The 10,916-nt window shown below is 72.9% G+C and carries 9 protein-coding genes; 3 read left to right on the top strand and 6 right to left on the bottom strand.

What is annotated here, in order from left to right:
• Positions 1 to 405: 405 nt before the first annotated feature.
• A complete protein-coding gene (locus VQ02_RS06255) occupies positions 406 to 1,194 on the top strand; it encodes an enoyl-CoA hydratase-related protein (RefSeq protein ID WP_048443302.1) in 789 nt (262 codons plus the stop codon).
• Entirely contained in the window at positions 1,191 to 2,072 is an 882-nt protein-coding gene (locus VQ02_RS06250) for an SDR family NAD(P)-dependent oxidoreductase (RefSeq protein ID WP_048443301.1), read from the top strand. Before VQ02_RS06255 ends, VQ02_RS06250 begins: the two co-directional genes overlap by 4 nt.
• Here VQ02_RS06250 and VQ02_RS38680 read toward each other — a convergent pair.
• The 6 genes from VQ02_RS38680 to VQ02_RS06220 all read right to left on the bottom strand — a co-directional run bounded on the left by VQ02_RS38680 (position 2,065) and on the right by VQ02_RS06220 (position 10,012).
• Entirely contained in the window at positions 2,065 to 3,255 is a 1,191-nt protein-coding gene (locus VQ02_RS38680; RefSeq protein WP_245239645.1) for an SH3 domain-containing protein, read from the bottom strand. The genes VQ02_RS06250 and VQ02_RS38680 overlap by 8 nt on opposite strands.
• Before the next feature lie 485 nt (positions 3,256 to 3,740).
• Positions 3,741 to 4,421, bottom strand: a complete 681-nt coding sequence (gene deoC / locus VQ02_RS06240; protein WP_048443299.1) for a deoxyribose-phosphate aldolase — start codon at positions 4,419 to 4,421, stop codon at positions 3,741 to 3,743.
• Positions 4,422 to 4,508: 87 nt separating this feature from the next.
• Positions 4,509 to 4,772 carry a hypothetical protein gene (locus VQ02_RS06235; protein WP_048443298.1) on the bottom strand — a complete coding sequence of 88 codons (264 nt, stop codon included), beginning with the start codon at positions 4,770 to 4,772 and terminating at the stop codon, positions 4,509 to 4,511.
• A 113-nt stretch (positions 4,773 to 4,885) separates the two neighbouring features.
• Positions 4,886 to 7,051, bottom strand: coding sequence for an Ig-like domain-containing domain (locus VQ02_RS06230; protein ID WP_245239644.1), 2,166 nt, complete (start codon positions 7,049 to 7,051; stop codon positions 4,886 to 4,888).
• Positions 7,052 to 7,509: 458 nt separating this feature from the next.
• Complete coding sequence (locus VQ02_RS06225; RefSeq protein ID WP_048443297.1) at positions 7,510 to 9,177, bottom strand: Na/Pi cotransporter family protein; 1,668 nt, start codon at positions 9,175 to 9,177, stop codon at positions 7,510 to 7,512.
• 142 nt (positions 9,178 to 9,319) lie between these two features.
• Positions 9,320 to 10,012, bottom strand: a complete 693-nt coding sequence (locus tag VQ02_RS06220) for a hypothetical protein (RefSeq protein ID WP_048443296.1) — start codon at positions 10,010 to 10,012, stop codon at positions 9,320 to 9,322.
• A gap of 247 nt (positions 10,013 to 10,259) precedes the next feature.
• Here VQ02_RS06220 and VQ02_RS06215 point away from each other — a divergent pair, with 247 nt between their 5' ends.
• Positions 10,260 to 10,811, top strand: a complete 552-nt coding sequence (locus VQ02_RS06215; RefSeq protein ID WP_048443295.1) for a DUF4337 domain-containing protein — start codon at positions 10,260 to 10,262, stop codon at positions 10,809 to 10,811.
• The last annotated feature ends 105 nt before the right edge of the window (positions 10,812 to 10,916 follow it).

Here is a 10,916-nt window from a genome sequence, read left to right as displayed (position 1 = left end):
CCGCCCGCATCGCGCTCGCCCGCTTCTTCGCCGAAAACCTCGCGACCGCGGCGCGGGGGCTGGAGGAGACGGTGACGGGCGGCGGCGGCTTCCTGCAGGATGGGGCGCTCGCGCTCGCGGGGTGAGGGGCGGACCGTCCGGGACGTCGCTTCAGCCCGCTTCGAAAGTCGACCACACCTCGCCTGACACCCTCTTGGTCATCCCGGGGTCCACGAAAGCGGAGCCCGGGAGTCCAGATGCGCCGATGGTCCAGGACAGAGCGGACGGCGTTCCGCTTCGTTCTCTCACCCCTGCGGTTCTGGATTCAGGGCTCCGCTTTCGCGGCCCCAGGATGACGCTGGAGGACGTCATTCCGTTGATGGGGCGGATCATCGCCCGCTCAAGCCGATGTACTGGTGATTCCCCATGACCGAGCACGTCCGCATCACCGATGAGCCCGGCGGCGTCCGCCTCGTGCGGCTCGCCCGGCCGGAGAAGAAGAACGCCCTCACGGGCGCCATGTACGACGCCATGCGGGAGGCCCTCGAGGCCGCCGACCGGGACGGCTCGGGCGTCGGCGCCGTGGTGTTCTCCGGAGCCGAGGGTGTGTTCACCGCGGGCAACGACATCGCCGACTTCGTCGCCCGGGCCGAGCGGTCCTTCGGCGAAGCGCCGTCCTTGCGCTTCATCCGGCAGCTCGCCGTGACGCGCACCCCGATGGTGGCGGCGGTGGACGGGCTGGCGGTCGGGGTCGGCACCACCCTGACCCTCCATTGCGACCTCGTCTACGTGGCGCCCGCCGCCACTTTCCGGATGCCGTTCGTCGATCTCGGCCTCGTGCCGGAGGCGGCATCGAGCTACCTGCTGCCGCGCCGGGTCGGCGTGCCGAAGGCGACGGAACTGCTGCTTCTCGGCGAGGCCTACGGAGCGGACGAGGCGGTGCGCCTCGGCCTCGCCAACGCGGTGGTGCCGGCGGACGCGCTCCTCGAGCACGCCCTTGCGCAGGGCGCCAAGCTGGCCGCCAAGCCGCCGCAGGCGCTCGCCGCGGCGCGCCGGCTGATCCGCGGCGACCGCGACGCGGTGCGGGCCGCCATGGACGCGGAGGCCGAGGCCTTCGATGCGGCGCTCCGCTCAGAGGAAGCCCAGGAGGCGTTCCGCCGCTTCCTGTCCCGCGGCGCGGCGCCCAAGGGTGCTGCCACCAAGGCCGCGCAGTGAGGCCACCGGGCGTCCCGGACCTGTCGCGCAAGGTCTGCCTCGTCGCCGGCGCGTCGCGCGGGGTCGGCCGCGGCATCGCCCGGGCGCTCGGCGAGGCCGGGGCGACGGTGGTGGTCACGGCCCGTTCGAGCGAGACCGGGCCGCGCACCGACCAGCGCCGCGAGGCCCTGGAGGACACTGCCCGGGAGGTCGACCTCGCGGGCGGGCGCGGCCACCACTACCTCTGCGATCACACCCGGGAGGCCGAGGTCGACGCGATGGTGCACTGGGTGCTCCGCCGCTTCGGCCGCATCGACGTTGCAGTATCGAGCGTCTGGGGCGGCAACGAGGGCTATGACGGCGTGCGCTATCCCGACGGCGCCGCCTGGGGCACTGCCTTCTGGCGCCGCGGCCTCGCGCCGGTGCGCCACAACCTCGAGACCGGGCCGCTCGCCGGCCTCATCCTCGCCCGGGCGGTGGCCCCCGCCATGGTCTCGGCCAAGGGCGGCCTCCTGGCGCTGATATCCTTCGACACCGAGGCCTATCTCGGCGACCTGTTCTACGACCTCGCCAAGGCCGCCACCAATCGCCTCGCCCTGGCGATGGCGGAGGAGCTGAGGCCCCACGGCGTCACGGCCCTCGCCCTCGCGCCGGGCCTCGTGCGGACCGAGCGGGTGGTGGAGGCCGGCATGGCCGGGGAAGCGGGGGAGAGCCCGCTCTACGCCGGCCGCGCGCTCGCGGCGCTGGCGGGCGATCCCGGCGTCGCTGCCCTGGCCGGGCAGGTGCTGCACGCGGCCGACCTCGCCGGGCGCTACGGCTTCACCGACGAGGACGGCTCGCGGCCGGGTCGGTACCGGCCGGACGGCTTAGACGTCTCCTCTCGACCTCGCATCACTTGAACATGACGTCGAGATCCGCAGCGGTGCGCGTTCCGGCCGCGTAGTCGCGCTCGCCGCGGCTCTGCACGTAACCCAGGTACGAGGCGAGCAGTCGGGCCGACTTGACGGACACGTTGTAGCCCTCGTCGTAGCGGCCCTTGTTCCGCTGGATGCGGCCGCCGGTCGATCCGTCCTCATTCACGAAGAAGACGATCTCGGTCGAGGACTTGCCGTCGATCTTGTCGCCGTCACGCGGGCACGACGCGTCCGGGAAGCAATCGACCCGCTTGCGGTAGTGACGCCGGACCTCGTTGCGGTGGGCAATGTCGGACCAGAGCGAGATCTTGGCGATGGCCAGCTTCATCCGGTCGAGCTGTTCAGGGGTCAAGTCGATGGTGGCCCGCTTCTGGTCGACGCTGGCGCGTGGGTCGACGAAGACCATGTCGTAGGACAGCTGGCCGGTGTCGCCGACGCGGGGCTCGACCCAGAACCGCCCGCTCTCCCGTGTGCCGGGGATGTAGAAAGGCACTTTCGGGAAATGCTCGGAGGCAGCGCGCGCCGTGCGGCCAAGATCCTGGTCATCCGGCTTGGTCGGCGTCAGATACGAGGCGCGATTCGCCGCCGCCTGCTCGAAGCGTGCGCTCAATCCTGCGAGGGCGTCCTCGTCCGCCACCGGCGGGCGCTCGGCCTCTGCCCGGGCGGCCGCCTGCCGAGCGGCCTCGGCCTCCCGATCGCGCTGCTCCTGCTTCTCCTGGCTGGCGCGGACGAGAGCCGTGAGCTGCTCGACCTGCCCGCGCAGCCGCGCGGCCTCGGCCTCACCGGATTGTACGACGACCTGCATGCTCTGTGCGACCGCCGGCGCCGGCCCCTGTGGCCCGCGGGCACAGCATCCGACGTAGCGGCTGTAGACCCATCCGCTCTCGCCGTCGAGCAGGCGCACGTTGTACCAGGCGCCCTGCCGACCGATCACGCTGAACAGCGTGCCCGGCCCGAGCTTGCGCAACCGGACCCCCTCCAGCGTCGTCGGCCGGCTGCGCAGGGCGAGAAAGTTGTCGCCGTTCGCGTCGAGCCCGACCGGGTAGCTGTAGCCGCCTCCGCTCTCGGCTCGCGCGACGCTCCCCGATGCCAGGACAATTGCCGCCAGGATCCACTGCTTCAACATCGCGCCCAATCCAGTCTCGACGGCCAGATCACGGACGCCCACGTCGCGTCCCCAGCCCCTCGCACGTTGTGAAGCTCGCGCCGAAAAGTTCAAAAACCCTGAAATGCAGTCGATTGTCGTCGATGGTAGATGGTGAGATGGTTATGAAATGGAATCAAACTTGAGCAATTTGCGACCGGGACGACGATCAAGGACGCTGTTGTCCGTGTATCGCCGCATCTTTGTTGGCGCGAGGTCGCCGGCGGGGCGGCAGCTCGCACCATGGGCCGATATCGCCGATGGTGAGGTCTTGGTCGCGACGATGAACAAGTCCGCTACGGAGAGGCGGGGTCCTGAGGTGCGCTCCCGCCCTCGTGCTCGCGACCGGCCTGACCACTACGGCGGACGTCGCCAAGCTTCCGTTCTGCGCGGGGCTCTGGTCGCCGTCCGCCAAGTTCTACAAGCAAATCCAGCGGGACGGATCCGCTCGGGTTCGAAGGAGCTCTCATCCGGTTCGCGCAGTCCCCTGTCGTCGGTGCCACAAACCTTCAGTAACCTCTGGTCGCCACCCCCGCCGTCACCAGAGCCACGCCCGAGCTGGTGCCGAGGCGCGTCGCGCCGGCGGCGACCAGGGCGCGGGCGGTCTCGAGGCTGCGCACGCCGCCCGAGGCCTTGACCCCGACCGCGTCGCCCACCGTCGCGCGCATCAGGCCTACGTCCGCCACGGTGGCGCCGCCGGTCGAGAAGCCGGTGGAGGTCTTGACGAAGTCGGCCCCGGCCTCCGCCGCGAGGGTGCAGGCCAGGCGCTTCTGCGCGTCGTCGAGCAGGCAGGTCTCGATGATGACCTTCAGCACCTGCTCCCGGCAGGCGGCCCGTACCGCCGCGACGTCGGCCCGCACGGCGTCGTGGCGGCCCTCCTTCAGGGCGCCCAGTGCGATCACCATGTCGATCTCGGCCGCGCCGCGGCGCACCGCCCCGGCGGCTTCCGCGGCCTTGTCCTCCGGCGGCACGGCCCCGAGGGGGAAGCCGACGACCGAGCAGGCGGCGACATCGCTGCCCGCCAGGATCTCCGCCACCAGCCCGACATGGACCGGGTTGACGCAGACCGCCTTGAATCGGTGCTCCAGCGCCTCCTCGCACAGGCGCCGCACCTCGGCGGCCGTGGCGTCGGCCCGCAGGAGCGTGTGGTCGATCAGGCTGGCGAGGCCGATGGCCGCGGGCGCATCCAAGGGCCGGTCCTCCTCCCGGGCGGCGTCGGGAGGCGCGCCGCGGGTGAGGCTTCGCACCGGTGCCGACGGGCCGTCAAGCGCCCGCGATCAGCGCCCCGTGGCCTGGCGGATCGCCGCGACCACCTGCTCGACGAAGGCCACGCCCGGCTCGGTGAAGGTGATCTCGTCGTCGCTCAGGGTCGCGAGGCCCCGGCTCTCCACCTCGGCGGCCCCCTCCGGATCGGCGCGGTGGCCGCTGCCGTCGCGGCGCACCACCGAGCTGATCGGCTGGCCGCTGATCAGGTGGTGGTAGGCCGCGAAGCTGAAGATCGACAGGGCGCGGTCGGAGAGGTCGTTGGTCTCGGCAGCCATCGGATCGGGCCTCGATGCAGTGAGTGGCCCGCGGGGCGCGGGCACGTGCCCGCCCCAACGCCCGGGGTCGCCGAAGGTGCCTGTCCCCGGGGTGGTGCACGGCGCCGCGGCCCTCACCGCAGCGGGGCCGGGAAGGGCATCGCCGAGGTCTTCTCGTCGTAGAGCGCGCCGTAGGTCCCGAGCTCGAGGTCGAACAGGGCGTAGTCGATCCCCTTGATCGTCGCGGTCCGGAACGGCACCCGCTGGCCGCCGCGGGTGATCGCGGCGAGGCGGTGCGACAGCGCCCAGAGCGGCAGCATCCCGGTCGCCCGCTCCGGCCCGGGGGCGAGGCGCACCCGGAAGGTCAGGTCGTGCCCGTCCCAGACCAGGGCCTCGAACCGCGCACCCTCCCGCCGGTCGAGCCAGCGCAGCATCTGGTCCGCCGAGATCAGGGCGACGCCCCGGTCCCGGGCGGCCGACACCAGGAAGTCGAGGTAGCCGTCGGTGTAGTCGTAGTGGCTGCCGAAGGCGCCGAAGAACTGCTCGGGGCCGAGCGCCCGGTCGAGCATGGCGGCGATGCCGTTCCGCTGGTGGATGCCGTTCTCGTTCACCAGGTGAGTGGCGGCCTGGTAGATGTCGAGGACGCGGCCGTCGACGTCGGCGAAGCGCATCGGGAAGCCCGAGCCGGTCATGAAGCCCGACCGCTGCCCGATCCAGGCGCCGGGCCAGTAGTAGTAGCCGAGGTCGAGCCGGATTCCGGCGGCCCGCTCGATCTTGGCGGTGTCGGCCCAGCCGTTCCAGACGACGCAGTGCATCCGGTGGGTCGTCTGCCGGGGCAGGCCGAGCTGGGTCCCGATGTGCCCGGCCTGCCGGTTCAGCGTCAGGCCGACCGCGGCGGCGTCGCGGTCGCGGCAGCCGGTGTCGACGTGGATGGCCGGCTCGAAGCCGAGCGCCGCGTAGGCCCGGGCCTGACTCGGCGCCAGGGGCGTGTTCGGCGTGACGTAGGACGTCGCGCGCAGGCACTCCCAGGCCTCCGGCCGGCAATCGATCGGGCTCTCGGCGACCAGGCGCTCGAAGGAATCCAGGGTGCCGCGGGGGGTGCCATGGTCGTCCCCCGCCAGGATGATCGCGGCGCGGCGCTCGTCCGGCAGGTACCAGACCCGCGGCAGCGGCAGGCGCCCGGCGCTCATCGTCACGATCAGGTTGGCCAGCAGGCGCTGCTGCTCGTCGGCCTGCGGGATCGCGACCCGGGCGAGGTCGAGGTAGTTCGGGTAGAAGAGGTCGTTCGGCCGCCGGGGCGGGCGGTCGTCCCGCTCCTGGCCGGCCCAGGCCGGGTTGCCCTGGCGCAGGCGCACGACCGAGGTGGCGAGGTCGAAGGCGAAGGCCGCCGCCTGGCCCTGGCCGGCCCGGCGCAGGCTGACGGCCGGGTTCGGCAGGGTCTCCGCTCCGGTCGACAGCCGGGCGATCGCGGTCGCGTCCTCGAGGGCGTAGCGGCTCGCCGGGCCATGGAACTGGATCGCGTCCGGGACGATGCCGCGGGCGGCCGGCGCCTGCGCGTCGGCCTGCAGGTAGCGCTCCGTCACCGGCGATCCGGCCTGGGCGAGGCCGAACAGCGACAGGAACCCGCCCTCCGGCCGGATCGCGATGAGGTTGCCGCCCTCCTGCACCCAGGCGGCGAGCCGCCCAGCCAGCGCCTCGCCCGGCGCCTCGGTCAGCAGCACCAGGGCGGCGCCGGCGAGGCGCTCCGGCGTGAGGGCCTCCATCGGCAGCATCGCGAAGAGGTTCAGCCCCTCGGCGCGCAGGATCTCGGCGTAGTACGGCCCGAACGGGTTCTGCGGCCCGATCGCGACCAGGATCGGCGCCCCGGGCGCGTCCGCCGGCACCGGCGCGGCCGCCATGGTGAAGCGCCCCTCCACCGGCTCGCGCAGGCGCAGCCCGAGCATGTCGGTCGGCCGGGTGCCGGTGCCGACCGCGATCCGGTAGGAGGCTCCCGGCCGGAGCGGGGTCCGCGGCGTCATCCGGGCGAGCCGGCTGTCCGCATCGTAGGCGATCGCGACCGGCACCTCGCGGTCGTCGGCGTCCCGCAGCGACAGGGTCGCGGCGCCGATGGTCTCCGGCGCCATCGCCTGAGAGAATCCGACCCCGATCGGCAGTCCGTGATAGACTTCCGTCGCGCCGTCTATCGGCGTCAATGCTGTCACGCGCGGCGAAATCTTGTGAAACAATAGGATTAATGCTGCCGAAAAAATCAGAGAAAATGCGGCGGATGCCAGAAATTGGATTGTCGCCCGCTGTTTCATGTCTAACATCTTGCATCGAAAGAGTTGAAGTCGATGATTAGCAGGGTGATACAGCTGAGGACAGTTGAGACAGCATCGGCGTCGTCATCCCTTGGTGGAGGTGAGGTCCGGTTTCTACCGCTTTGGTGGAGGGTGGGGCAGACCGGAAGCGGCCGTCGGCCGTCCGGGCACGAGGGGCTCGACGTGTCGAGGATCGACGATGCCCGCCGATCTGCGGCGATGCGCGGAGCAATCGCGCACGAGCCTGGTCGATGACGGCGCGAGATGTCGGCCGACGAGGGCGATTCGACGTCGAACGATGATCGCGCCTGCGGTCCCAGGCGCGGCGACTTGCACGCCGCGACGCATGCCGGGGCGGGATGGGCCGGGGGCGGCCCGGTCCGCGGTTCAGGGTGCCCCGACGCGACGGTGAGCGCGGCGACCCGGTGCCACCCACCGCCCGGGCGCCGGTGGCGGACCTACGGCGCCTCGAGGCGGCTCGCCCGCAGGGCACCCCGGCTCTCGAGAATCGGGTAGGCGGCGCCGGCGACGAGGTGGTCGTTGACCCGCTTCAGGTCGCGCATGAGGTCGGGATAGAGGGCGGCGGCCTCGGCTGGGACCGGGCCGCCCGCGGCGCTCGCCGCGCGCAGGCGGCGGAAATGCTCCTCCGTCGCCCGCGCCTCGAGGTCGCGGAAGACCGCCTTCTCGTCGGCGAGGCGGCGGGCGGCCCTCGGGTCCTCGGTCAGGAAGGCGGCGCCCGCCGCGCTCAGGTTCGCCGTCAGCCGCGCCAGCAGCGCGCCCACCTCCGCCTCGCCCTCGGCCGAGAAGGCGAGGCCGCGCTTCAGCCGCTTCGCCGCGTGGGTCATCACGTTGCGCGAGAGGATGTCGCCGGCGTGCTCCAGGTTGGTGGTGAAGGCCACCAGCGCCGCGACCCGGCGCTCGTCCGCCTCGCTCAGGGCCTCGGGATCGAGGCGGACCAGGTAGGCCTTGATGGCGGCGTTCAGCCGGTCGAGGGTGTCGTCCATGCGCCGGATCTGCGCCACCCGGCCGCGGTCGCCGCCGGTCAGCGCCTCGCCGGCCCCTCCCACCATCTCGGCCAGGACATCGGCCATCCGCAGGGCCTCGCGGCTCGCCGCGCCCAGGGCGACCGGCGGCGTCTCCAGGGCGGCCTCGTCGAGGTGGATCGGCTGGCCGGGATCGTGGGCGTCGATCCGCTCCGGCACCAGCCGGCGCAGCAGGGCCGCGAACGGGGTGAGGAGCGGCAGGAAGAGCACGGCGAGGGCGAGGTTGAAGGCGGTGTGGAAGTCGGCCACCGCCCGCGACAGGTCGGGTTGCAGCGTCACCAGGGCGGGCCCGATCAGCCCCAGGCAGGGCAGGGCCACGGCGCAGCCGAGAGTCCGGGTGATCAGGTTGCCGAGGGCGACCCGGCGCCCGGCCGCCTCGCCGTCCCGGGCGCCCTCGATCACCGGGTTGAGGGCCGAGCCGAGATTGGCCCCGAGCACCAGGGCGAGGCCGGCCTCGAGGGGCAGCACGCCCGTCTGCGTGAAGGACATGACGAGCAGCACGCTCGCCACGCTCGAATGCGCCGCCCAGGTGAGCACCGCGCCGATGAGGAAGGCTATGATCCGGTCGGTCGCCACGGCGCCGAGCAGGATCCGCAGGGCCGGGACGTCCTCGTAGGGCGTGATCACCTCCATCAGCCGCGCCAGCGCCATCAGCATCAGCCCGAGGCCGATCGCCGCCCGGCCGAGGTCGCGGGTGCGCGGCTCGGAGCCGCGGCGGAAGAGGATCACGCCGACGAGCACCAGGACCGGGGCGGCCCGGGCGACGTCGAAGGACAGGATCTGCACGATCAGGGTGGTGCCGACATTGGCGCCGAGCATCGCGGCGAGCGCCGGCACCACCGCCAGCAGCCCGGCACCCGCGAACGAGGCCACCATCAAGCCGGTGGCAGTGCTGCTCTGCAGGAGCGCCGTGACGCCGAGGCCCGCCGCCAGGGCCTTCACGCGGTTGCCGAGGGCCACCCCGAGCAGGCGTCGCAGCTGCGGCCCGAGGGCGCGCTGCACCCCGGTCTGGACCATGTGGATGCCCCAGAGCAGCAGCGCCACGGCACCGCAGAGATCGAGGAGTGTCAGCGTAGTGGTCATCCGCGTCGGTCGCCCTCCGGCCCGTCCAGGCACTGACATAGGGCACCGGAGCATCGGGGTTCCGGCTCCGGGTGCAAGTCTGCTGCCTGCAAGTCTGCTGCCTGAAAGTCTGCTGCCCGACGGGGGAAGGGGCCGGCGCGGGTCAGGGCCTGGGGCAGGCCGGGTCGGCCGGGCGCGGGGCGCGGGAGAAGTCCAGGACCGCGCGGGTGTAGGTCTCGACCACCTCGGAGAAGGGCTGGCGCTCGGCCGTGAACAGCACCGCCCGGTGGCTGAACAGCCGCTCCGGCACCGTCAGCCGGCCGCAGGCCGGGGCCGGCGGGGCGGCCTGGTCCCAGCCTTCGGGCAGGGGCTGCCAGAGCGGCTCGGCGCCGACGGTCTGGCGCGTGGTGCCGAGAGACGACACCGCCCGGCCGAACGGCGTGTCGGTGGTCTCGAGCACCCGGTTCATCTCCGGGGTCAGGCGGGCCGGCACGTACCAGTTGTCGGCCTCCGACAGCACGTGCTCGCCGCAGGCGAGCCGCACCCGGCGGTAGCGCAGGGGCTCCTCGGGCCCGACCGCGAGGCGGCGGCGGGTCTCCTCGCTCGCCGGCTTGTCGACGCCCCGCTCCAGCCGGGCGACGAGGCGCGGGGTCTCGGCCATGCGGTGGGTCGCGCACCAGCCCTCCAGGGTCGCGGTGGCGCTGCGGCTCGCCAGAAGGGCGGCGTTGAGGCTCTGCACCACCGCCACCGCCTCGACGCGGGACAGGTAGGTGTCGGGCCAGTCCGGCCCCTCGGCCCGGGCCGGACCGGCGGCGAGGACGGCGAGGAGGGGGGCGAGGAAGCGGGCGTTCGGCATCAGGGCGTCTCTCCGGCCGGTCCGGGCGGGGCCGGCGCGCAGGCCTGCCCGGTCGCGCGCCCGGCCGCAAGCCGCGCGCCGATGCGGGCGGGGGCTGGCAGGCCGCCGCGGCCCGGCTATGAAGGCGCCGCCGTGCCGATTCGGCTCTTCGCGCGAGCCGGGTCCGGCTGTTCTTCGTCCTGTCGCAAGGTTCCGCGAGACAGGCGCGCGGAACGCGCACGTCATGATTTGCTCGGGAGAGACGACGATGTCGGGTGGTCACGGGGCCGTTGACGCCTCCAACAAGAAGGTCGCGCTGCTGATCTCGATCCTGGCGCTGTTCCTCGCCCTCGGCGAGACCCTGGGGAAGAGCGCGCAGACCGACGCGCTCGGCGCCAACGTCGAGGCGGCGAACCAATGGGCCTACTTCCAGGCCCGCACGATCCGCGCCACCGTGCTGAAGACCGCCAGCGAGGAGGTCGCCCTCGAGCCCGGCGCGCCGCCCGAGGCGGTGAAGAAGCAGGTCGAGGAATGGGCCAAGACCATGGCGCGCTGGGAATCCGACCCGGCCTCCGGCGACGGCCGCAAGGAACTCGCCGCCAAGGCCAAGGCCGCGGAGGCCAAGCGCGACCTCTCCCTCGCCCGCTACCATCATTACGAGCTCGGCTCCGCCGCCTTCCAGATCGGCATCGTGCTCGCCTCCGCCCAGGTCATCACCGGCATCGCCGCCCTCGCGTTCGCGGGCGGTGCGCTGGGCGTGGCGGGCGTCGCCATGCTGGCGGTCGGACTGTTCGCGCCGCACGCGTTCCACCTGGTGTGACGCGGCGTCCGGCCTCGGAGAGCCGAGCCGGACGGGGCCGTACACGATCCTCGCAGCCGTCCTGGTCCCCGCCGCGGGCGGGAGGCCGGGACCTGGGCGTGCGGG

The sequence above is a fragment of the Methylobacterium variabile genome, from assembly GCF_001043975.1.
Taxonomy (GTDB): Bacteria; Pseudomonadota; Alphaproteobacteria; order Rhizobiales; family Beijerinckiaceae; genus Methylobacterium; species Methylobacterium variabile.
Note: the sequence above shows the minus strand (reverse complement) of the source record. Positions and strands in the feature narration are given on the sequence as shown.

Bases quoted from the DNA above. Each gene is read 5' to 3' on its own strand.
- VQ02_RS06255 (WP_048443302.1), top strand. From the start codon at position 406: ATGACCGAGCACGTCCGCATCACCGATGAGCCCGGCGGCGTCCGCCTC.
- VQ02_RS06230 (WP_245239644.1), bottom strand. From the start codon at position 7,051: ATGAAACAGCGGGCGACAATCCAATTTCTGGCATCCGCCGCATTTTCT.
- VQ02_RS06235 (WP_048443298.1), bottom strand. From the start codon at position 4,772: ATGGCTGCCGAGACCAACGACCTCTCCGACCGCGCCCTGTCGATCTTC.
- VQ02_RS06220 (WP_048443296.1), bottom strand. From the start codon at position 10,012: ATGCCGAACGCCCGCTTCCTCGCCCCCCTCCTCGCCGTCCTCGCCGCC.
- VQ02_RS06215 (WP_048443295.1), top strand. From the start codon at position 10,260: ATGTCGGGTGGTCACGGGGCCGTTGACGCCTCCAACAAGAAGGTCGCG.
- VQ02_RS06225 (WP_048443297.1), bottom strand. From the start codon at position 9,177: ATGACCACTACGCTGACACTCCTCGATCTCTGCGGTGCCGTGGCGCTG.